Source organism: Prosthecobacter vanneervenii (assembly GCF_014203095.1).
GTDB lineage: Bacteria > Verrucomicrobiota > Verrucomicrobiia > Verrucomicrobiales > Verrucomicrobiaceae > Prosthecobacter > Prosthecobacter vanneervenii.
The window spans coordinates 789,234-810,465 of the sequence record NZ_JACHIG010000001.1 but is presented as its reverse complement, the minus strand read 5'-3'; the positions used below and the strand labels follow the sequence as shown (position 1 = coordinate 810,465).

At 61.9% G+C, this 21,232-nt stretch carries 21 protein-coding genes; 8 read left to right on the top strand and 13 right to left on the bottom strand.

Annotation, left to right across the window (positions count from 1 at the left end; genetic code table 11):
• Positions 1 to 44: 44 nt before the first annotated feature.
• Positions 45 to 1,607, bottom strand: coding sequence for a glucose-6-phosphate isomerase (locus HNQ65_RS03095; protein WP_184338002.1), 1,563 nt, complete (start codon positions 1,605 to 1,607; stop codon positions 45 to 47).
• 89 nt (positions 1,608 to 1,696) lie between these two features.
• On the opposite strand from HNQ65_RS03095, the gene HNQ65_RS03090 reads away from it, so the two are divergent.
• Positions 1,697 to 2,068, top strand: coding sequence for a Dabb family protein (locus HNQ65_RS03090; protein ID WP_184338001.1), 372 nt, complete (start codon positions 1,697 to 1,699; stop codon positions 2,066 to 2,068).
• Here the strand turns inward: HNQ65_RS03090 and HNQ65_RS03085 are convergent, their stop codons facing one another.
• The 7 genes from HNQ65_RS03085 to glsA all read right to left on the bottom strand — a co-directional run bounded on the left by HNQ65_RS03085 (position 2,069) and on the right by glsA (position 10,685).
• Complete coding sequence (locus HNQ65_RS03085; protein ID WP_184338000.1) at positions 2,069 to 2,818, bottom strand: HesA/MoeB/ThiF family protein; 750 nt, start codon at positions 2,816 to 2,818, stop codon at positions 2,069 to 2,071. It lies immediately after the preceding gene.
• A 277-nt stretch (positions 2,819 to 3,095) separates the two neighbouring features.
• A complete protein-coding gene (ispE, locus tag HNQ65_RS03080; protein ID WP_184337999.1) occupies positions 3,096 to 3,935 on the bottom strand; it encodes a 4-(cytidine 5'-diphospho)-2-C-methyl-D-erythritol kinase in 840 nt (279 codons plus the stop codon).
• A 12-nt stretch (positions 3,936 to 3,947) separates the two neighbouring features.
• Positions 3,948 to 4,613: a polyphenol oxidase family protein gene (locus HNQ65_RS03075; protein WP_184337998.1), complete on the bottom strand. Its 666-nt coding sequence runs from the start codon at positions 4,611 to 4,613 to the stop codon at positions 3,948 to 3,950.
• A gap of 82 nt (positions 4,614 to 4,695) precedes the next feature.
• On the bottom strand, positions 4,696 to 5,142 hold the full coding sequence (locus HNQ65_RS03070; protein WP_184337997.1) for a MarR family transcriptional regulator: 447 nt from the start codon (positions 5,140 to 5,142) through the stop codon (positions 4,696 to 4,698).
• A 229-nt stretch (positions 5,143 to 5,371) separates the two neighbouring features.
• Complete coding sequence (locus HNQ65_RS03065) at positions 5,372 to 6,910, bottom strand: MFS transporter (protein ID WP_184337996.1); 1,539 nt, start codon at positions 6,908 to 6,910, stop codon at positions 5,372 to 5,374.
• Positions 6,911 to 7,035: 125 nt separating this feature from the next.
• Positions 7,036 to 8,757 (bottom strand): SUMF1/EgtB/PvdO family nonheme iron enzyme, encoded by a 1,722-nt coding sequence (locus tag HNQ65_RS03060; protein ID WP_184337995.1) that lies wholly within the window; start codon positions 8,755 to 8,757, stop codon positions 7,036 to 7,038.
• A 110-nt stretch (positions 8,758 to 8,867) separates the two neighbouring features.
• Positions 8,868 to 10,685 (bottom strand): glutaminase A, encoded by a 1,818-nt coding sequence (gene glsA / locus HNQ65_RS03055; RefSeq protein ID WP_184337994.1) that lies wholly within the window; start codon positions 10,683 to 10,685, stop codon positions 8,868 to 8,870.
• A 119-nt stretch (positions 10,686 to 10,804) separates the two neighbouring features.
• On the opposite strand from glsA, the gene HNQ65_RS03050 reads away from it, so the two are divergent.
• The gene (locus HNQ65_RS03050; RefSeq protein WP_184337993.1) at positions 10,805 to 11,857 is read left to right on the top strand and encodes an NHL domain-containing protein; all 1,053 of its coding nucleotides are present in this window, start codon (positions 10,805 to 10,807) and stop codon (positions 11,855 to 11,857) included.
• Positions 11,858 to 12,002: 145 nt separating this feature from the next.
• Here HNQ65_RS03050 and HNQ65_RS03045 read toward each other — a convergent pair whose 3' ends face one another.
• Positions 12,003 to 12,956, bottom strand: a complete 954-nt coding sequence (locus HNQ65_RS03045; protein WP_184337992.1) for an endonuclease/exonuclease/phosphatase family protein — start codon at positions 12,954 to 12,956, stop codon at positions 12,003 to 12,005.
• Between the two features lie 18 nt (positions 12,957 to 12,974).
• On the bottom strand, positions 12,975 to 13,235 hold the full coding sequence (locus tag HNQ65_RS03040; RefSeq protein WP_184337991.1) for a Sec-independent protein translocase subunit TatA/TatB: 261 nt from the start codon (positions 13,233 to 13,235) through the stop codon (positions 12,975 to 12,977).
• A 267-nt stretch (positions 13,236 to 13,502) separates the two neighbouring features.
• On the opposite strand from HNQ65_RS03040, the gene HNQ65_RS03035 reads away from it, so the two are divergent.
• The 4 genes from HNQ65_RS03035 to HNQ65_RS03020 are packed head-to-tail and all read left to right on the top strand — an operon-like array spanning position 13,503 to position 16,509.
• On the top strand, positions 13,503 to 13,811 hold the full coding sequence (locus HNQ65_RS03035) for a Dabb family protein (protein ID WP_184337990.1): 309 nt from the start codon (positions 13,503 to 13,505) through the stop codon (positions 13,809 to 13,811).
• Positions 13,812 to 13,841: 30 nt separating this feature from the next.
• Positions 13,842 to 15,179 carry an aspartate aminotransferase family protein gene (locus HNQ65_RS03030; protein WP_184337989.1) on the top strand — a complete coding sequence of 446 codons (1,338 nt, stop codon included), beginning with the start codon at positions 13,842 to 13,844 and terminating at the stop codon, positions 15,177 to 15,179.
• Positions 15,179 to 15,874, top strand: a complete 696-nt coding sequence (locus HNQ65_RS03025; RefSeq protein WP_184337988.1) for a 7-carboxy-7-deazaguanine synthase QueE — start codon at positions 15,179 to 15,181, stop codon at positions 15,872 to 15,874. The genes HNQ65_RS03030 and HNQ65_RS03025 overlap by 1 nt, the downstream gene beginning before the upstream one ends.
• Positions 15,871 to 16,509, top strand: a complete 639-nt coding sequence (locus HNQ65_RS03020) for a thermonuclease family protein (RefSeq protein WP_184337987.1) — start codon at positions 15,871 to 15,873, stop codon at positions 16,507 to 16,509. The genes HNQ65_RS03025 and HNQ65_RS03020 overlap by 4 nt, the downstream gene beginning before the upstream one ends.
• Before the next feature lie 6 nt (positions 16,510 to 16,515).
• Here HNQ65_RS03020 and HNQ65_RS03015 read toward each other — a convergent pair whose 3' ends face one another.
• Both HNQ65_RS03015 and HNQ65_RS03010 read right to left on the bottom strand, forming a co-directional pair.
• On the bottom strand, positions 16,516 to 16,923 hold the full coding sequence (locus HNQ65_RS03015) for a (deoxy)nucleoside triphosphate pyrophosphohydrolase (protein WP_184337986.1): 408 nt from the start codon (positions 16,921 to 16,923) through the stop codon (positions 16,516 to 16,518).
• A 9-nt stretch (positions 16,924 to 16,932) separates the two neighbouring features.
• Entirely contained in the window at positions 16,933 to 18,033 is a 1,101-nt protein-coding gene (locus HNQ65_RS03010) for an MGDG synthase family glycosyltransferase (RefSeq protein WP_184337985.1), read from the bottom strand.
• A gap of 100 nt (positions 18,034 to 18,133) precedes the next feature.
• On the opposite strand from HNQ65_RS03010, the gene HNQ65_RS03005 reads away from it, so the two are divergent.
• Both HNQ65_RS03005 and HNQ65_RS03000 read left to right on the top strand, forming a co-directional pair.
• Entirely contained in the window at positions 18,134 to 18,388 is a 255-nt protein-coding gene (locus HNQ65_RS03005; RefSeq protein WP_184337984.1) for a hypothetical protein, read from the top strand.
• Complete coding sequence (locus HNQ65_RS03000) at positions 18,385 to 18,681, top strand: hypothetical protein (protein WP_184337983.1); 297 nt, start codon at positions 18,385 to 18,387, stop codon at positions 18,679 to 18,681. Before HNQ65_RS03005 ends, HNQ65_RS03000 begins: the two co-directional genes overlap by 4 nt.
• Positions 18,682 to 18,864: 183 nt before the next feature.
• Here the strand turns inward: HNQ65_RS03000 and HNQ65_RS02995 are convergent, their stop codons facing one another.
• On the bottom strand, positions 18,865 to 21,213 hold the full coding sequence (locus HNQ65_RS02995) for a DUF1592 domain-containing protein (RefSeq protein WP_184337982.1): 2,349 nt from the start codon (positions 21,211 to 21,213) through the stop codon (positions 18,865 to 18,867).
• Positions 21,214 to 21,232 lie beyond the last annotated feature (19 nt).

Sequence of the window (21,232 nt, the reverse complement as noted above, 5' to 3'; positions counted from 1 at the left end):
GCGATTTATAGATGGCCCCACTACTGTGTGCAAATGCCGATTTGTCACACAGCTGCGAATTGATCCCCTGCCGGGCCTGCGCCCAGGGAGACCACCCGCGCCTGACCGTTCGCTGCCAGATGAGTCAGCATGTGGAAGGCATCCTCGGCATCGATCCCAAGCTTTCCAGCCACTTCCGCAGCCGTACGGCCCGTGGCCGTGAGAGCGCCGCGCACCTGGGCCAGCTGATTCAGAAACTCCGTAGCCGCTTTCTTACCGGCCTCCACGCCGGGCTGGTGGTAGGCATTGATGTTCACAAGGCTGGCGTAAAAGCTGACTGCACGCTCAAAGAGGCCGATGAGAAGGCCCAGATTGAAGGCATTCAGCTCCGGAATGCTGAGGGTGATGGACTCACGGCCCTTCTCGGCCAGCGCCTTGCGCGTGCCACGCAGGAAGCCCTGCAGGTAGTCACCGCTGGTGAATCCAGGCTCCACTTCAAAGGCAGCGGCGTCGCGTGCCTTGCCCACTTCGATGAAGGTCACAAAGAAATTGTTCACCCCGTCACGCAGCTGCTGCACGTAGGCGTGCTGGTCGGTGCTGCCTTTGTTGCCATAGACGGCGATGCCCTGATTCACCACCTTGCCGTCCAGATCGTGCTCCTTGCCCAGGCTCTCCATGACGAGCTGCTGCAGATACTTGCTGAAGAGCACCAGCCTGTCCTTGTAGGGTAGGACGACCATGTCCTTGAGTCCCTGGCCTTTGCCAGCGTGGTACCACATCAGAGCCAGCAGCATGGAGGCATTCTCCACAGCGGGGCGCTGGCGGGTTTCCACGTCCATCGCGGCCGCTCCGGCCAGGAACTGGCGCACATCCACTCCCTGCAGCGCGGCGGCCAGCGTGCCCACGGCGCTCATCAGGCTCGTGCGTCCGCCCACCCAGTCCCACATGGGGAAGCGCTTCAGCCAGCCCTGCGCGGTGGCGTGCTTGTCCAGCTCGCTGCCCACGCCGGTCACAGCCACAGCATGCTTGGCAAAGTCCAGCCCAGCGGCCTTGTAGGCCCTCTCGGCCTCCAGCATGCCATTGCGGGTTTCCTTGGTGCCGCCGGATTTCGAGATGACGATCGTAATCGTCGTCGCCAGCTCATCACCGATTTGGGCCATCACTCGGTCGATGCCGTCCGGATCCGTGTTGTCGAGGAATGAGATCTCCATCGGCGGTGTCGCCGGGGTGATGGCATTGGCCACCAGCTGGGGGCCCAGTGCCGAGCCGCCGATGCCCACGACGAGCACACGGGTAAATTTCTTGCCATTGGCCGCCAGCACCTTGCCTGCGTGAATATCTGCCGCGTAGTCCAGGGTGGCGGTCAGCGTTTCGTCGATCTCCTGCTTCAGCTCCGCAGATGGGGCCAGCTGGGAGTTGCGCAGCCAGTAGTGGCCCACCATGCGCTTCTCATCCGGATTGGCGATCGCACCGCCCTCCAAGGCCACCATGTCCTTGTAGGCGGCCTCGATACGCCCAGCCATTTTGGTCAGGAGATCATCCTCAAAAGCCATGCGGCTGATGTCGATGGAGAATCCCAGGTTGGAGTAGCGAACGAAGTGTTTTTGAAAGCGGTCCCAGTGGCTCATAAGCGTCGTTTAAGGAGCATGCGCGATGCCACGGTGCAACCTCTTTGCGCCGTTGACGCAATCCTCTCTCTGAGACATGCTCGCGCACCATGAAAGCCGCTCTCTTTGCTCTCGCCATTCTCCTTTCCGCCATGACCACCCTCGCCACCGCCGCAGACGCTCCCTACCGCCACGTTGTTTTCTTCAAGTTCAAGGACAGCGCCTCTCCGGCGGAAGTTCAGGGCATCGAAAACGCCTTCATCGAACTGGCCAAGAAGGTCAACACTGTCACCGGCTTCGAGTGGGGCACCAATGTCAGCCCTGAGGGGCTCAATGACGGCTTCACTCACTGCTTCCTCGTCACCTTCAAGGACAAGGCTGGTCTGGAGGTCTATCTTCCACATCCTGAGCACGCTGCCTTCGTCTCCAAGCTCAAGCCCCTCCTCGACAAGGCTTGCGTCTTGGACTTCGTGGCCAAGTGATCATCCGCCGCACACGGCGCAATCATCGTGTTTGGGCAGTCTGACTTTGCGAAATTGCAGGCTGCCCAGATCCATCGAAAGCAAAGTGCCGCAGAGCGTCTCGCCGATGCCGGTGATCAGCTTGATCACCTCCATGGCCCCGATGCACGCGGCGGTTCCCGACACCGCTCCAAACACCGGAAACTGCCGCTTCCAAGTGGGAGGCACCTCCGGCACATAGCAGGCCAGGCAGCCGGTCCGGCCGGGGACAAAGGTCGTCACGCTGGCCTCCAGCGTGTGCATGGCGCATTCCACCATCGGCTTCCGTGCACGCACGGCGGCGGCGTTCAGCGCCAGGCGCTCCTGAAACATCGGCGCGGCATCCACTACGATGTCTGCCTGCGCCACTAGGGCATCTGCGTTACTTTCGGAAACATTCTCCGCCACGCCTACGATATCGCAGTGCGGATTGAGATCGCGCAGACGTCGCACGATGTTTTCCATGCGCGGCTTGCCGATGTGGTCATGCGTTTGCAGCAGCTGACGGTTGAGGTCGGAGGGCTGCAGATCGCCGCCATGGGCCAGCACCAGCTTTCCGACGCCCGCCGCCGCCAGCTCCAGCGCCACCAGACCGCCCAGCCCGCCTACACGGGAGACCAGCACGGAGGCGGCCTTGAGTTTTTTCTGTCCTTCCTCGCCCATCCCAGGCACCCACATCTGCCATTCGTAAAGGGCTCGTTCGCTGGTGGTAAGCTCGGGGAGTTCAGGCATAGAGGGCACATGAGAACGAGAGGGGGGCTGCCATCTCGCGCAAAAATATTTTCACCTTTTTTCAACGCTCCGCCAAAGCCCGAATCTAACTCATCAACAGTTCATGCGGGGATTTCAGCCCTCCATTAACTGGGTCTTGAGAGTGATTGGTTGTTGACTCAAACCCCCTGCTTCACCGCAGGTCAAAGTTGAGGTTGATCAAACCAGGGGTCGGGCGGAATCGGGAGCCGCCCGGCCCCAAACTTTCTCAGGCCAAGGAAGTGCTCATCATGGCATCTCAGGCACCCGTCTGCGTCGCCTGTACCCATGCTGTCTCTCCACAAAATTCGCGTGCTTTGGCGGCGATCTCGGCGGCCTGCGCATGTGTTTCGGTGATGGCAAACATGGTGCTGCCGGAGCCGGACATCAGCGCCGCATGCACCTCCGGCTGCTCCAGCAGCCAGGTCTTCAGCGTGGGCAGCAGCACATACTTCTCATACACCGGCCGCTCCAGGTCATTCGACATCGCCCCCCACGGACAGATTTGCGGCGCGTAGAGCACGCCGGGCAGTTCCTTGGACTCGGCCCAGCGCTTGTAGGCCCAGGGCGTCGGGATGGGGAAGGGGGGCTTGATCAGCACCAGCGGCAGCTGCCAGGGGAAGTCCACTGGCGTCACCTGTTCGCCACGGCCAGCGCCATCGGCGGCTGGTTGATCGAGAATGAAACAGGGCACATCGGAGCCGATCTGCCCACCGAGCTCGATCAGTTTCTCCAGCGAGAGCGGCCTGCCTGCCAGTTCGTTGGCTCCCTTGAGCACCGTGGCCGCATTGCTGCTGCCGCCACCCAGGCCTGCGCCAGCGGGAATTTTTTTCTCCAGATGAATGCGCCAGGAGGATTGCTTGCCGGTGCATTTTTCAAACGCACGCAGAGCTTTCATGGCCAAGTTGGACTCATCCAGCGGCACCGTGGGATCTGAGCAGCTCAGGGACACGTCCGTGCCCGCACCGCGCATCTCAATCTCCACCGTGTCGCCCAGCGCTAGGCGGCACAGCCGCGTCTGCACCTCATGAAATCCATCCGGGCGTTTGCCCAGAATGCGCAGCCACAGGTTGATTTTGGCAGGAGAATGAAAGGTCATGTTTGATGATGATCAGGCGGTGCGCCCCAGCAGCGCCAGCATGCGCCCGGTGCGGCCTTTCTCCATGCGGTAGGAATAAAACCGGTGCAAATCCAAAGACGTGCACAGGCCGGTGTCGTGGATCTGCGCCTCTGGCACTCCGGCATCCCGCGCCTGCTGTCGGATCTGTGCGGCAAAGTCGATTTCATACGCCGGTGGACGTATGCAGGGGCTGAGCTGCACATGCACATCGGCGGGATCGCTGCCAAAGTGCTGCTGCATCTTTTCGATCGCCTGCGTCGTGATGCCCATTTCTGAGCCCTTTTTGCCGGAATGCACAATGCCAAAGGCGCCGGTGCGCGGATCGACCAGATACACCGCGCAGCAGTCTGCCACATAGATGCCGATCACCAGGCCGGGGGTATTGGAAACGATGCCATCGGTGCCTGCGATGGCGCTGCTCGTGGGCTCGGTCAGCACCGCGACTTCCTTGCCATGCACCTGCTCGGCAATGCAAAGCGCTGAGCCTGAAAAGCCCATTTCCTCAGCCTGCGCACGATGCCACTCCCACAGCCGGGCCACCACCACGGCACGCTCTTCATCCACAGCAATGTCGGGATGTCGCAGCGTAAAGCGGTGCGTAAAGCCCGGCACAGCCGCCAGCGTGGGAAAGGTCATCCAAAGTTGATTGTCACTCATTCCGGAAACTGTTCTGCCACGAAAAACAAAAGGCGCACGGACAAAACCGTGCGCCTTATGCAAAAGAAATTCGTGAGAAGGATTAACGAGCCGCTGCGGTGTCCAGCGCGCGGTAGGAGTCCATGAAGCTGCCAGCGTCCGCAGAAGATGTTTCGCTCATGGCATCTGCGATCTGGTTCTGCAACTCATCGCGCAGGCGGGTCACCAGCTCGATCCCACGGGAGGTGATGCGCACGAGCACCTTGCGGCGGTCATCCACCGCGTGGGTGCGCTCCATGAGGCCGAGCTTTTCCAGGCGGTCCACCAATCCGGTGGCGGCAGCGGTGGAGTGGCCCATCTTGCGTGCGATGTCTGTCATGGTCAGCTCCTTGGAAGTGGCAAGATAGCTGAGCAGGAAAAACTGAGCGAAGGAGATGTTATCTCGGTTCAGCTCCCGGGAGAGATTCAGCAGGAACTCACGCTGACTGAACAGAATGAAATCTGCCAGTTTGGCGTGGTCTTTGGCTGGGCTTTTGGTTCCGTTGATCATGTGGTGGTCCTTAGAGCTATGGTTTCCGGGAAAATCTCGAACTGCGGTTAATGTAACAAATCACAAAGGTAGGATCAAGATAAAATCATAGAATCCATAAGTTTTTACTCAGTCCTACTGTGAATTTCTTATTTGTGAGAGGTTAATGTACGCTTATTATTATCGATGAAAGGTAATTTAGCAAACACTCTTTCAGGCTTGCTGATTCGTCAATGGCCGCAATTGGGGGTTATTGCAGAGATTTGCCTTTTGTTTCTGGCGCGAACCATACCAGCACCATGCCCACGAGGTAGATGCAGGACAGCACGGAGAAGGCATGTGCTTCAGCATGAGTGCCGCCTGAGGCACCACCGAAGAAGGTGGTCAGATTTCCCAGCTGCAGCGCACCCACGGCGGCGATGAGGCGGCCGAAGTTGAAGCAGAAGCCCTGGCCCGTAGCGCGCACGCTGGTGGGGAAGAGCTCGGGGAAGTAGAGCGGGAAGAAGCCGTAGAACGAGGCCGTGATGCCGCCCAGCAGGAAGGCGGTGATGATCAGGGACTGCGGTGCACTGTCTCCGGTGAAGGGCTTGTTGAACTGGAAGAAGGCCAGCGCCGAGGCCAGCGCAGTGGCGCACAGCAGCGTGTAGGTCACGCGGCGGCCCAGCTTGTCAGCGATCAGCGGGGTGATCAGGGTCACGAGAATGGCGCCCAGCGCCGTAGCGATGACGATGTAGTCGATGATGGGAATCTTGGAACCCTGCGGTGCCAGGCCGGAGGCCCAGCGGGCGGCCTGCTGAGCAGAGCCCCAGGTGCCGAGCAGCGCCACGGCGGCCAGTCCGGCGCCGATCAGCAGATTGCTCATAATCGTGCTGCGCTCTGCCGCCTGCGTGCTGCCAGCAGCCACGGAGCGTGCCATGTACTGACGCACCGGATGCAGATAGCCCCACAGCGCGATGGCCAGACCCACCAGTGTCACCACACCAGCGACGAGGTTTCCCTGTGAGCACATTGGCGACCACACGTAGATGATGCCGATGGCAGCCAGGCAGGCGATGAGCACGCCCAGAAGATCCATCGTGGCCCAGTGCGAGGTGCTTCCAGCCTTCTTTTCCTCCTCCCACTTGTGGGACTCGGGCACGAAGACCAAGATGAAGAAATTGATCAGTGCAGGCAGTGCGCTGCTGACGGCGATGAAGCGCCAGGCACGGTTGTGCAGCAGATAGTCGGTGTTTTCAGGAGACAGGCCCATGGCGTGAATCCAGCCGGTGACGATCTCCAGGCTGGCATTGAGCTGCAGGCTGATAAGGCCGGTGAGCAGGAAACCAATGTTGGAAGCAGCTCCGATCATGCCGGCGATCCACGCACGGTTTTTGCCGCCCCAGATTTCATTCACCAGCGCCACGCCCAGCGCCCACTCGCCGCCCATGCCGAGAGAGGCAATGAAGCGCAGAGCGGCAAAGTGCCAGGCCTCCGTGACAAACGCGCACAGGCCGCTGAAGATGGCATAAGTGAAGATGGCCAGTGTCATGGCCTTTACGCGGCCCAGCTTGTCTCCCAGCCAGCCAAACAGCACGCCGCCGGACGCCGCACCCACCAGGAAGACGGAGATGATGACCGTGAACCACTGACCCTGCACCACCGCCGTCGCCTTGGGCAGCAGGTCCTGCAGTGCGGGCTTGCCGATCAGCGGGAACAATCCCATTTCAAAGCCGTCGAAGAGCCAGCCTAGGAATGCTGCGACCAGGGCGGCCACGGCCCCGTTGTTGTTGTTGGATTTGGTGTCGGTCATGTCGGGTGGGATGTGGGAGAGTGATTGGAGGAGGTGCTTGAACGTCGTTGGCAGGGCCTGCCATGCAAAAAACAGGCCGCTGGGGTGCAGCGGCCTGTGATGGCATTCAGTGGAAACTCATGCGGCTATTCCTTCGCCACGCCGTTGTTCCAGGCGGCGAACATTTCTTCAACCGTGGGGATTTCCAGCGGGCGCACGATGCGGAAGCCCAGCCAGGTGGCATCCGTGAGGTACCAGATGCTCTTCGGCAGCTGAGGGTCCTGCTGCTTCCAGAGAGGATCAGAGGCCTTGCGGGCGGAGCTGCGCAGCAGTTCGGCATCGTCATCGTAGGTGCCGCCGCGGGCCACGTGTGGGTATGGGGTCTTGGAGCGAATCCAGTCATTGCCCAGCACGGAGGCACCAGGCATGGCGGGGGTGTACTGGTCCAGGCACCATTCGCAGACGTTGCCGTAGATGTCGTGCAGGCCCCAGGGGTTGGGCTTCTTCTGGCCCACCTTGGCGTACTGGAAGTTGGGGGCATTGTCGAAGTACCAGGCGTATTCCTTCAGCTGGGACTTGTCGTTGCCAAAGAAGTAAGCCGTCTTGGTTCCGGCGCGGGCGGCGTACTCCCATTCAGCCTCGGTGGGCAGGCGGTAGAAATGGCCGGTCTGGGCGCTGAGCCACTGGCAGTATTTGTTGGCAGCGTGCTGCGTCATGCAGATGGCCGGGAAGCGCTCGCGGCCCATGCCGAAGTCCATCGGCTGGTAGGGCGGTGTTGGCTGGGAGATCAGGTCTTCCGGCTTGTCGGTGGGTTTCCAAACCTGGCGGGAGCCGTCTTTATTGCGGCCGATGCTGGTCAGCTGATAGGGCTCGTATTCGTCCCAGGTGATCTCGTATTTGCCCATCCAGAAGGGCTTGATGGTCTTTTTCACCTGCGGGCCTTCGTCTTCGCCACGGCCTTCTTCGCTGTCAGGGCTGCCCATGGTGAACTCACCGCTCTTGATGACCACCATGCTGTAAGGCGCGCCAGTCTTGGGCACCTTGGCATCGTAGGCCTTCATGTCGGCTTCCTTCTTCTCCTTGGAGGTCTGCACGATGAAGGCGTGGATCTTCTTCACCAGTTCCATGTTGTCCGGGTTGTTGGTGGCCGGGCCTTTCTTCTCCTTGGCCGTCAGCTTCACGTCATCCGGCCAGGGCGCGCCCTGCTGGATCCAGAGCTTGAGATAGTTGATGTCTTCCTTGCTCAGCGGGCCGCCGCTCTTCTTTGGCGGCATGAGATCATCTTCATCTGCAGCCAGGGTGGTCAGGTGGTAGATGGGGCTCTTGAGATCAAAGGGCGTGATGTTCGGCGCATTTTCACCGGAGCTGAAGGCTTCCTTCTTCGTCGTGATGATCCAGTCGCCCTTGGCCTTTTCGGGGTTGTGGCACGAGACGCAGTTCTGCTCCAGGATGGGCTGGATGTGTTTTTCAAACTTGATGCGCGGAGCCTGCTCCAGCACCACACCTGCGGGCCACTCGGCACCCTGCTCGATCCAGGTTTTGATCACTTCGATCTGGGACTTTTCCAGCGCGCCTTCCTTCTTGGGCGGCATGGCCATGTCTTCGTCCTGGCCCAGCAGCAGCGTGGTGTAGATCGCGCTCTTTTTCAGGTCGCCCGGGGTCAGGCCCGGGCCGTTTTCGTTGCCCTTCTTGATGTCTTCCAGCGTGTGCATGCGGAAGTCGCCTTTGTCTTCTTTTTCGCCATGGCAGTGCGTGCAGGCACCTTCGAGAAGGGGCTTGATCTGCTTGTTGAAATCAACCTTCTCCGCAGCGCTCAGCAGCGCGGGAGCCAGGGCCAGTACAGACAGGATGGGACGGGGAGAAAACATGGGGCGTGGCGATAGCATAAGCTTTGGGGGATGTCCAATACGAGGAATGGCAGGGAAAATTGCGCGTCGATCCCCCCCGGTGCTTCAATTCACGCTGCCGTCCAGCCCGCTTACGACCGATGGAAAGCCGAGATGGCCATATTGGCCTGTCTCAGGCGTGAGGCGATCTCGTGGGTCATTTCCTGCAGCAGCTTGATCTTCAGCGCAGGATTGCGCTCGTTTAGCCCGTCAAACCACTCTTTGGAAAGAACCACGCACTCCACCGGCTCCATCACCACCACGTCCGCCGAGCGTGCCGAGCCATCCAGGAAAGCCATTTCCCCCACCGTCATCCCGGCGGTCAGCACGTCAATCCTCTTCCGCATATCTTCCGAGGTGCGCAGCTGCACCTCCACCGTGCCCCCCACCATGACAAACATCTCGGTCGCTATCTCCCCTGTGCTGATCATCACCTGGTCCTTGCCGTACTGCCGGCGGGGCAGCTCCTGCTCCAAGAAGGCGAGCTCCTCTTCCGAGCAATGGCGGAACAGAGTGCAAGATTTCAGCTTTAAGGGGGCATGCGGACGCCACGAAACACCCGTCACCTCCAGCAGCAACTGGTCTTCACATTCCTCCAGAGCCGCATCCATCGTGGTAAAGACGTCCTTGTCCGAAATGCCTACCGTACGCAGGGCTGCCAGCAGCCTGCCCGGCTGGCAGAAGATCACCCGCACCCCCTGCGAGGCCAGCCTCGTGCCCAGATTCGCCAGCAGAATCAGGCTCACGGAATTGGCATAGACCACCGCGCGCAGATCAAAGATGACGTGCTTGCACTCATGCGCGTGATCGCAGGCATTTCTCACGACAGGCTCGATGGTGGTGAAGGTCAGCCCGCCCTGCAGCTCCATGATCTTGATCAGCGTGCCATTGGCGCGCAGCACCTCACGCGCCTGCGGGGGCAGGCGGCGGCGGGAAACCACCTCGCCGCCGTGGTACTCCAGACGCACCGCCGTGCGCGGTGTGGCGGCCGGATTCATCATGTGCAGCGCCAGCTCGCGGGAGAGATCCATGCATACTTTGATGCCGCGGTCGCTGTTGCCCTGTTTGTCCAGAGGAGGAGAGAAAATGCCGATGCCCAGCTGCCCGGGCAGTACGGCCAGGATGCCTCCTCCCACGCCGCTCTTGGCTGGCAGGCCCACGCGGTAGATCCACTCGCCAGACCAGTCATACATGCCGCAGGTGGCCATCACGCCCAGCACATTGTCCACATACTCAGAGGCGATGGCGCGCTTGCGCGTCACGGGCTGGATTCCTTGGTTGGCAATCGTCGCGCCCATCAGCGCCAGGTCACGGCAGGTCACTTCCACGGAACACTGCTGAAAGTAAGTCTCCAGCGTTTCATTCGGGTCCTCGTCCAGGATGCCGAAATTCCGCAGCAGCCAGCCGATGGCGCGGTTGCGGTGGCCGGTTTCGCTTTCGCTTTGATACACTGACTGGTTGATCTCCAGATCCCGCCCCGCAAAGCCGCTGAGATACTCCACCACGCGGTCGATCCGGCTCTTGCCGTCCTTTTTCAAAACCTGCCCCGCCGTGGCGATCGCACCCGCATTGATCATCGGATTGAAGGGCGCACCGCTGCCTTCCTTGAGGCTGATGGCGTTGAAAGCTTCGCCCGAGGGCTCCACGCCCACGCGGGAGAGCACGTGCTCCTCCCCCCGATCCTCCAGCGCCAGGCCGTATACCAGCGCCTTGGAGATGGACTGGATGGTGAAGCTCTGCCGGGTGTCTCCCACTTCATACACATGGCCGTCCCGAGTGGCGATGCAGATGCCAAACCATCGAGGGTCGGCCTTGGAGAGTTCAGGGATATAGTCGGCAACCTGGCCCTCCATGCTGGAGGCGTAACGAGAATGCAGCAGTTCGATGTACTCTTGGATGGGAGAGAGCATCCAAAACCACAAAGCATCAGGTGTGCCGACTGAGAAAAAATTCTGTAAATAGACTCAGTCTCAGAGGCAAATCGTTTGGAAAAAAGTCTGCGCTCATTCAGTATTCATTATCCATCACCATGACCGCTCTTCGCACCTGCCTACTCGCCCTCTGCCTGCCTCTCAGCGCTTATTCAGACCAGATTGTGCTGGTGGCCGGAGGCGGCACGCAGGACGCCGTGGACATCGCCGCCACCGATGCCGTGCTGAAGGAACCCTTTGGCACCGCTTTTGATGCCGGTGGTCACATGTGGATCGTGGAGATGGTTTCTGGAAACCGCCTGCTGCAGGTGGACGGCGGCGGCACCATCCAGCACGTGGCGGGGCAGCTGAAGCCCGGCGACAGCGGCGATGGTGGCCAGGCCATCCGCGCGCAGTTCAATGGCCCGCACAATCTCGCCATCCTGCCCGACGACAAAGTCCTCATCGGCGACACCTGGAACGGCCGCGTGCGTGTGGTGGATGTGAAGGCCCGCATCGTCTCCCCGCTGGAAGGCTGGCGCGCACCGGCTGGCAAGGAGAAAGGCAACGGACCCTACTGCATCACGCTCAATTTTGAAGGCACCAAGCTCTACATCGCCGACCTCCTTCAGGTGCACGAGCTGGATCTGGCCACGCACAAAAGCCGCGTCATTGCAGGCAATGGCAAAAGAGGCCGCCCCGAAGACGGTGCCGTGGCGGTGGACGCCCCGCTTTCCGACCCCCGAGCCGTGGCTCCTGACCGTCAGGGCAATATTTATATCCTAGAGCGCGGTGGCAACGCCCTGCGTGTGGTGGACAAGACCGGCCATATCCGCACAGTGGTGAATGCCAGCGGCAAAAAAGGCGGGGAGGGGGACGGCGGCCCTGCGCTGGAGGCTTCCATGAACGGCCCCAAGCACCTCTGTGTGGATAAGGACGACACCGTCATCATCGCCGATGCCGAGGCGCATCTCGTCCGCCGCTACGTGCCCGCCACTGGCAAGATCGAGCGTATTGCCGGCACTGGCAAACAGGGCAGCGCGGGCTTGAATGGAGATCCCACCCAGTGCCAGCTCTCCCGCCCCCACGGCGTCACCATCCATCCCCAGTCCGGCGAGCTCTACATCACCGACAGCTACAACAATCGCGTGCTCAAGATCGTGAAGCAGTAAACCAAGTTCCAAGTCGCAGGGAGCTTCCGGTCGAAGGGGCATTCAGCACACCACGGGCATCCACCTTCTGACAATAGCCCCAACCTCCTCTGCGGGCGAAGCCAACTTGAAACTTGTAACCTGAAACCTGTAACTACTTCCCCGCTTACCTCCGCCCCTTCCTCACGGGCTCCGTATTGATCTTGAGCACCAGCGGGCGGTGGTCGCTGGCTTTAATGAAGTCGGGCTCGGCGTGGATGCCGGAGCTGCGGGTGTCGATGAAGGGGCGCAGCAGGCGGCTGGTCAGGCAGTAGTCCAGCCGGGAATACACGTCTGCTTCGTCCCAGAAATGCGTCCAGACTTCACCAGCGGGATCGCGCAGCAGCAGGTCGGTCATGGCGGTGTCTGCGGTGCGCAGGCCGCCCATCACCTCCGCCAGCGCGGGGTCGTTGCGCTGGCAGTTGAAGTCGCCGTAGGCCAGGATGCGGGCCTTGGGATCCTGGGCAAAGAGGGTGTCGAGATGCAGGCGCAGCAGGCGTGCCTCATTGCGCCGCATCAGGGCCTGATCTGCCTCCTCAGTAGTGCGCATGGACTTCAGGTGCACGCCCAGCAAATGCAGGTCAAAGGTGGGCGTAAGGGAGATCGTCACATCCAGGATGCCGCGCTGCATCGGCAGCGTCTGCGCACCGATCTGGTAGGTCAGCGCGGTTTGGGAGTTGCGCGCCTTGATAGGTAGTCGGGACAGCAGGGCCAGACGGCGGGTTTCGTCTCCGCCGTGCGCCAGCTCCGTGTAGGGCAGCTCCAGGCCTGCCTTTTCCAGACGCTGCTGCAGCTCCGCCAGATCATCGGCGGTGCCAATCTCGCACACACCCAGGATGTCCGGATGAATGGCCGCCAGCGTTTGCACCACACGCTCGCGTTCGGCCTCGGGCTTGTGGTAGGGACGCTGGCCGACGCTTTCTTCCAGGCTCAGCCAGTTTTTCAGGTTGTAGCTGCAAAAGGTGATCTGCCTGGGGGCCTCCTCCGCCGCGCCCAGCGGCACCGGCAGGGAGATGGCCGCCAGGGCAAAAAAAACGGCGAGTCCGAAGACCCGCCGCGTGGATGGTAGGAGTGGCAGCATGCCAGCGAATGGATTCGGCTAGGAATCTTCGACGTTGGCCACCGGCTGGCGCTTCTCCTGCGGAGACTGGATTTTCGGCTGCACGGCCTCTTCCTGGGCATTCTGCAGCTCCTGCTCAAATTCGGTGCGGGCTTTTTTAAACTCGCCCATGCTCTTGCCCAGGCTGCGGGCAAAGGTGGGGAGCTTTTTCGCGCCAAAGAGCACGAGGATGAGGACGCCGATGATGATCATCTCGGGCGTGCCGAGGGGGCCGATAGCAAGGATGGATGTGGGGTTCATATGGGTACTAGGTTTGCATTGTTCGTGGTGACGTGCAACGCGGACTTTGAAGTCGTTCCCAGTGGGGCCATCGTCCTTTGCGCGGGGGTGAAAACGACCCGGCGGTGAGGCCGTGGTGTTGTCTTCACTAATTTAAACGCAGGATGGGGTGAAGGGTTAGCAGAAAATCCGCTTTTTTTGGTTATTGGCCTGCGGTGCCGTGGTTCCCTCCTCATACCAGACTTTGCTGATTGCAGAGGCGTTTGGTGCACGTACCAATGCGCCTCCATGATTCACAACGTCTATTTCTGGCTCAAGCCTGACCTCTCTGCTGAACAGCGCGCCACCTTTGAAGCCGAGCTGCAGCAGCTCATCAAGATCGATTACCTGGCGCTGGCCTTTGCCGGCAAGCCTGCTGACACCGAGAAGCGTCCTGTGACTGACCACTCCTTCAGCTACTCCATCGTGCTGAAGTTCAAGAACATGGCCGACCACGAGTTCTACCAAAAGGACTGCCCGCAGCACAAACGCTTTGTGGACACCTGCAAGACCTTCTGGGAGCGCGTGGTGGTGTATGACACCGCCGCTCTGGCCTGAGCCGATCTTTTTCACCCCCTTTCATCGGCCATGTCCTATACCTTCCCCAAATCTGCCGAGCTCTTTGCCCGCGCGCAGCACAGCATCGCCGGTGGCGTGAACAGCGGCATCCGCAAGATGGAGGCGCCGGTGCCTCTGTACTTTGACCACGGCCAGGGCTCGCGCCTCTTTGACGTGGATGGCAATGAGTACATCGACTTCCAGATCGGGCAGGGGGCCATCCTCTACGGGCATGCTCCTGCGGGTCTGGCAGATGCCATCGGCGCGCAGGCGCACAAGGGCACGCACTGGGCGGCGCAGAGCGAGCTGGAGATCGACGTGGCCGAGCGCCTGCAAAAGATGATCCCCGGCGCCGAGCGCGTGCGGTTTAACAACAGCGCCACCGAGGTGGTGCTCTCCGCGCTGCGTCTGGCACGTGCGCACACGGGCAGGTCGCTGATTTTGAAATTTGAAGGCCACTACCATGGCTGGGGAGACGAGGGCCTGGTGGGCTACGCCCCGCCGCCTGACCAGTGGGGCACACCGGAAAACCCCACCCGCCTGCACCCCAGCAAGGGCGTGATCCCCGAGGTGCTGGGCACCTTTGTGGTGGCCCGCTGGAATGACCCCGAGCACCTGCGCCAGCGCGTGGCGGAGCATCACGACCAGATCGCCGCCATCATCTTTGAGCCCGTGCTGTGCAACACCGGCTGCATGCCCGCCGTGCCCGGCATGATCGAAACGATTCGTGAACTTTGCGATGCGAACGGCATCGTGATGATCGCCGATGAAACCATCACCGGCTTCCGCTTTGGCGCGGGTTGCGCGCAGAAGCACCTGGGCTTCACCCCGGACCTGACCATTCTCGGCAAGGCCATCGGTGGCGGCGTGCCTTTTGCCGCTCTGGTGGGCAAGGAGAAGTTCTTTGCCAAGATCATGAGCGGAGAGGTGGTGCACGCCGGTACGCTCAATGCCAATCCGCTCTGCCTCGCCGCCGCCAAGTGGTGCCTGGACCAGGTCATCGAGCTGGGGGACAAGCACCCCGCTGGCATGATCGCGCTGGGAGAGCAACTCATGGCCGGGCTGAGCAAGCTGGCCGCGCAGAACAACATCCCGCTGCGTCCGCAGGGCGCGGGGCTGGTTTTCCATGCCATGATGCTGAAGCCCGGAGCACAGGAGGGGCCCGTGACCAACTACCGCGACTACGTGCTGCGCCAGGATGCGCCCCGCTGGGCCCACCTGCGCCGCTGCCTGCTGGAGGAGGGCGTGCGCGCCATCGAGCGCGGCCTGTGGTTCATCAGCCTGGCCCACACCCAGGCGGACATCGACGAGGCTCTGGAGCGCGCCGCACTTGCATTTGCGCGGCATGCGGCGGATTGGAAGGCCTGATGCTGATCTCAGAGACCTTTTATTCCGTGCAGGGCGAGGGCTCGCTCGTGGGCGTGCCCTCTGTCTTTGTGCGGACCTCCGGCTGCAACCTGCGCTGCACCTGGTGCGACACCCCCTACGCCTCCTGGAAGCCCGAGGGCACCGAGATGAGCATGCAGGAGATCATGGCCATCGTGCAGCGCGAGCCCACGCGCTTCGTCGTCGTGACGGGCGGCGAGCCCATGGTGGCCAAGGGCATGCCGGAGCTGCTGGCACGGCTGCGCGCTGCGGGGAAGCACATCACCATTGAAACCGCAGGCACCATCGCGCCCGAGGGTGTGGCCTGTGATCTGGCCTCCATCAGCCCCAAGCTGGCGCACTCTACGCCCAGCGAGGAAAAGGCCGGCAAAGCCTGGGCGGAGAAGCACGAGCGCACCCGCCTGCAGCCGGAGGTGCTGCGCGCGTGGTGCACGGCGTATGACTACCAGCTTAAGTTCGTCGTAGCCACCGAGGCAGATGTGGCGGAGGTGCGCGCGGTGGTTGACTCCATCGGCGTGCCAGTGCCGCCGGAGAAGGTGCTGTTGATGCCGGAGGGCATCACGCAGGAGGCGCTGCGCGCGCGGCAGACCTGGCTGGTGGACGTGTGCAAGCGCACCGGCTGGCGCTACTCCCCACGCCTGCACATCGACCTCTTTGGCAACAAGCGCGGCACATGAGACGGCGCCCGCGCACAGGCAGATCGCGTTTTCTCTGGTGGCTGTGCTGCGCGGCCCTCGCGCTGCTGCAGCTCTGGGACAAGACCCGCGTCAAACCCGCCACGCCGCCCAGGCCGGAGAAGGGCAGCCTCTTTGTCACCCTAGGCCATCCGCGCCTCGTGGAAGACGCCAACAATGACGGCGACAGCTTCAAGATCGCCCATGACGGCGGCGAAAACGTGCTGCGCCTCTACTTTGCCGACTGCCCGGAGAAGCGTCTCTATCCGCTGGTGAAAAACCGCATTCAGGATCAGGCCGCCTACTTCGGCGGGCTGAGCATCCCGCAGACCGTGGATGTGGGGCGCGAGGCCAAGGTCTTCACCGAGAAGCTGCTGCGGGAGGAGCACCTCACCATCCAGACTCGTTGGGAACGCGTGTATGACAGCGCGCGCTCGTATGCGCTGATCTTCTTTGATGACGGCGAAGAGCTCTCCGAAAAGCTGGTGAAGGCCGGCCTTTGCCGCATCCACACCAAAGGCACCTGGCTGCCCGACGGCCGCCGCGAAAACGACTTTGAAAACCACCTGCGTGTGCTGGAACGCGAAGCCCGTGCGGCGCATCGCGGCGCGTGGGGCAGGCCACTGCCGGTGCAGTAGCGCTTCCTAGTCCAGCATCTCCACCACCGGCACATCCGCCGGGGCCAGATCATAGCGTAGCAGTTCCTCGTGCTCCACCCACACCAGCGCGGTATGCTCATGCGGATGCGGCTCGGTGCTGCCTTTTGCCAGCTCGCACACAAAGGGGATCAGCTTGATGCTGCCCCAGTCGTACGCATGCACAAAAGGCGCCAGCGCCTGCGTGATGCGCACGCTGCAGCCCAGCTCCTCCTGCAGTTCCCGGTGCAGCGCAGCCTCGGGGGCCTCTCCGGGCTCCACCTTGCCGCCGGGAAACTCCCACAGCCCGCCGAGCTTCTTGCCCGGAGGCCGCTGCGCCAGCATGATGCGCCCGCCTCGAATGATGACGGCACACACGACCGGCACAGGGGCGGGCAGGGCAGGGGTGGCATTCATGCGTGCTCTCTAGCTGGCTGCCGCCACGGCCAGCGCAGCCTTGGCGGTGCGGATGGCGGCATCCGGCATGCTGATTTTGGCCATGCTGGCGCGCATGCGGCGGCCCACGGCATTGTTATTTGTCAAAATGCTTTCTACGGCGGCAGCAGTCTCCTTGGCGCTCTTGGTCACCACACCGCCGTCGTGCTTCACCAGCATCTCCGCATTGCCCTCCTCCTGGCCGGGCACCACGTAGTCGATCACCGCGGGGATCTTGGCCGCCAGCACCTCGTGCAGGATCGCGCCGCCCGCTTTGCAGATCACCACATCGTGTGTTCGCAGAAACTCCGGGATGCGCTTGGTCCAGCCGATGATCTCCATCGTCCCCGGCGGCATGGAGTCGGTAAAGCGGCGCATCACATGGTAGAGCCGTCGCTCATGCTTGCCCACCGGCAGCGTCATCCTGGCCCCCTGGCGGAAGAGCGGCTTCAGCGCCTCCAGCGTGGCAGCCACGCGGCGTCCCGTGGTGGATGGCAGGTAGAGAATGCGCGCGCCCTCGTGCGGCGGCTGCTCAGGCAGCGGCTCGGTAAAGGCCAGATCCACCGGAAAGCCTGTCACGCGCACCTTGCTCTCCGGAACGCCAAAGCCCGCCACCACCTTCTTGGTCTCATCATCAGCCACGCAGAAGAGGCTGCTGCCGGACATGACCCAGACGCGATTCACGCTGATGGAGTCGGTGATGACCGTGCACAGGGGCGGCACGGCCTGCTGCCGCGACAGCGTCTCCAGCAGGATGGCATACAGCGGGTAGGTGCTGATGATGAGCCGCGGCTGCTGCGCCTCGATGCGCTGCTTCAGCGCTTTCACCATGGCGCGCTGCCACAGGGCGTCAGGTCCCGTGACCGAAGGGCGGCCCATCAGGTCATACGTCATGCGCCATCCTGCGGGCCAGTGTGTGATGGCAAACTGGTACAGGCTTTTGCACACGTCCGAGAGGCGTGGCAGCGCCTCGCTGATGAGGTCGCTCACTTCGATTTTTTCGTCGGGACAAAGGCGGGAGAGTGCCTCCGCCACAGAGCGTGCGGCGGTGTTATGCCCATCGCCAAAACCTGCGGTAAGGATCAAAATCACCGCGCATCGCTGGCTGAGAAATGGCTGAAAACAAGCAAAAAGGGCATGCAAACTCGTGGGTTGACAATATTTCGGGGAAGTTAATTATTAACTTATTACCATGACCCGGCAGCGCGCCCGTACCACGAGTCAAATGCTCGCAGCCGCCGTGACCCTCGCGGCGGTGCTCATCATGCTCGCGCCGCTGCGCCGCGGCCCCATGGAAAATGCCGCACGTCAGGCCGGATGGTCGCCACTACTGGACCTCGGTGGCATGGCAGACAGCACCGCCTTTCACCGCCGTGACTCAGCGGCCACCTCCTGCACCGCCAGCGTGCCGGTCCTGTTCCGCCAGCCCACCGCGCCTGTGCCATGAGCACGCGCTTCAAGCCCCCCGGCCAGTGCCCCGCCTGCGGCGAGTGGGTGCCACGCGGTGCCGCCGCCTGCGATGAATGCGGTGCCTGCGCCAAATCCGGCTGGAGCGGCAACACCCACACCGACGGCCTCGACCTCCCCGACGAAGAGGAGTTCAACTACGACGACTTTATCGCCAGCGAGTTCGGCGGCAAAGGCTCCCGTGAGATCGCTGGCAGCAAACTCTGGTGGTGGGTGGCCTTGGTCTTGTTCCTCATTCTCGTTTTCGGGGCAGTCATCCCAGCCTTTCGCTAAAAGCGACACTGCTGCTTCGTCCTCCTACTCGAATTCGATCCCCCCCCCCCGCGCATCCAGGACCATAGCGCTGCGCGTCCCGCCTACGGCTGCTGTCCAGCGTGTTCATTCCTGCTTCTGCTGTTTGTTCACGCCATGATCGAGGACGAGTAAGAGTAGGAGGACGAGTAGGATTATTAGGCTCTACTCCCCCGCACGCTCCCAGCTCTTCCCGTTTTGCACGGCCACCATCGTGAGGTCCACGATCAGCTTCTGCACGTTGCAGTTGGATGCCGCAAAGCTCTTCTGCAGGTCCTCCAGTGTCTGCGCGCCGTAGGCCAGGGGCTGCTGTTTCACGAAGTGATTGAACATCTGGCGGATGAAGGCGCGGTGGCCGTAGGGGCTGCCTGCCACGTAGTTCACGATGTCGCGCGGGCCGGTCAGGTGTACCTTGCGGCCTTCGTCATCGGCAAAGTCGCCCACGGCGTTCACAGGCTTGTTGTTATCCTGTGTGCGCCAGCGGCCGATCGCGTCATAATTTTCCAGGCTGAAGCCCAGAGGATTGATCGTGGAGTGGCAGGACATGCAGGCGTTGTTCTTGGTCAGCTCGGTGATCTTCTCGCGCATGGTCAGCTTCGGATTGAAGTGGCTCTCATCAAAGGTCACCGCCTTGGGCGGCGGGCGCAGGGAGAGGCCCACGATGTTGCGTGTGAGGAAGACACCGCGATGGATCGGCGAGGTGGCGCGGCTGGTGGCCAGGGAGGCCAGCAGGTAGGGGTGCGTGACCACTCCGGCGCGCTGCTTGGGATCAAACGACACCTGCTGGAAGCTGCCGCCCTGAACGGGCTTGCCGTAGAATTTTCCCAGGCGGTCATTCAGCAGCAGGTAGTCCGCCTGCAGCAGCTGGCGGTAGTCAGACTGCGGGCTCCACACCACCTGGTCCAGGAATTCAAAGAGGGACTCGCGCAGATCTGCCAGCACGCTCTCGTCAAAGCCTGGGAAGAGTTTCATGTCCTTGATATTCCCTTCGGCGCGCTCCAGTTCCAGCCACTGATGGAAGAAGCCGTGCAGTTTTGCCTTGGTGCGCGGATCGGTCAGCATGCGCTGCGCCTCGGCGCGAATCTGCTCCGGGGTGCGCAGCTTGCCAGCAGCTGCGGCCTGGATCAGCTTCTTGTCAGGGATGGAATCCCAAAGCGTCAGCGCCAGACGGGAGGCAAAGGCATAGTCATCCGGCTTGTCCGCTTCGCGCAGTTCTGGATACAGAAACTGCGGCGACTTCAGCGTGAAGAGAACCACGCGCTTCACCGCCTGCTCGGGAGTCTTGGCGCTCTTGAACTGCGCCTCGACATAGAGCTGCTTTTGCTCCTCCGTCAGCGGGCGGCAGAAGGCGGCCTCCACAAAGGTGAAGGCAAATTTCCGCAGCTTCTCTGCACGGTCAGGCGCACCGTCCTTGGTGCCGGCCAGTTCGTTGAGATTCTCTACCACATCCTCAGACACCGAGATGGCCGCCTCCGTGGTGGCTTGGTCCCAGGCCTTGGAGATGGAGGTGCCGCGCTCGTAGCCCACGCTGCGGTCATCCGCTGGGAAACTGGTGCGCACGACCATGAGCTCACGCGGGCGCTCGGTGCGCAGCGCATGCTGCGGGATGATCTCAGCCGTGCCGTGCGGCGGCTTCCACCACAGCTCGATGGAGGCGGACTGCTCCTTGAATTTGAAATGGTCCAGCCGCAGCGCATAGGCGCGCCCGCCTAGCAGGTAGAGGCTCTTCTTTTCCTCTCGCACCTTCGGCCCAGCGCTCACCCAGGCGTCGATCAGAGCGTCGTTTTCGCTCATGTCATTGATCCACAGCCGCGCGCCGTTTTCGGTCTTGATCATGAACTCATACACGCCCGTCTCCTGCGCCACCACGCTGCCGGTCCAGGAGTCCTGAAACTGCTCGGCCTCCATCTTCTCCTTGTCCGGGCTGTCCGCACCAAAGTGGAAGGCCACCTGTGCATCCACACGGTCCAGCTTGTAGTTTGGGCGCTTGGCCTTGATGCCCTGCTTGGGCGTGGTGTCCACGGCCTTCTCTCCGGGCTTGGGCAGCTCCACGCCCCGGTAGGTGCCCTTCAGCCCGGCCTCGTCTTTCAGCGGGCGGTCAAACCCCGGCCCCATGCGGAAGCGGCCGATGATGTCCATCACCGACGCCCGGTACTGCGCGATGGTCAGGCGGCTCAGGTCCTGCTCCGGCGGATGGCTGCGTGCCTGCGCGGCGGCGGAATAGAAGGACTCGTAGATGTAGGAGGCGACATTTTTGGCGTCATCGCCCACACAGGTGCCTTCCTTGTCCTCGGGCATGGTGCGCTCGATCTTTCGCGCCAGAGCCTCCAGAGTCAGATCGCCTGTGAGGGGATCGTCATACTTGTCTTTGACGCCCTCGCCTTTGGCACCGTGGCACTCCTTGCACATCTTTTTGTAAATGACGGCGCCGGGATGCTCGGCGGCGGAAGCGTACGCCGTCAGCAGCCCCAGCACGAGAGAGGCAAAACGAAAATGGGGGGATGTCTGAGCCATGAAAAGGGGGATTTGTCTT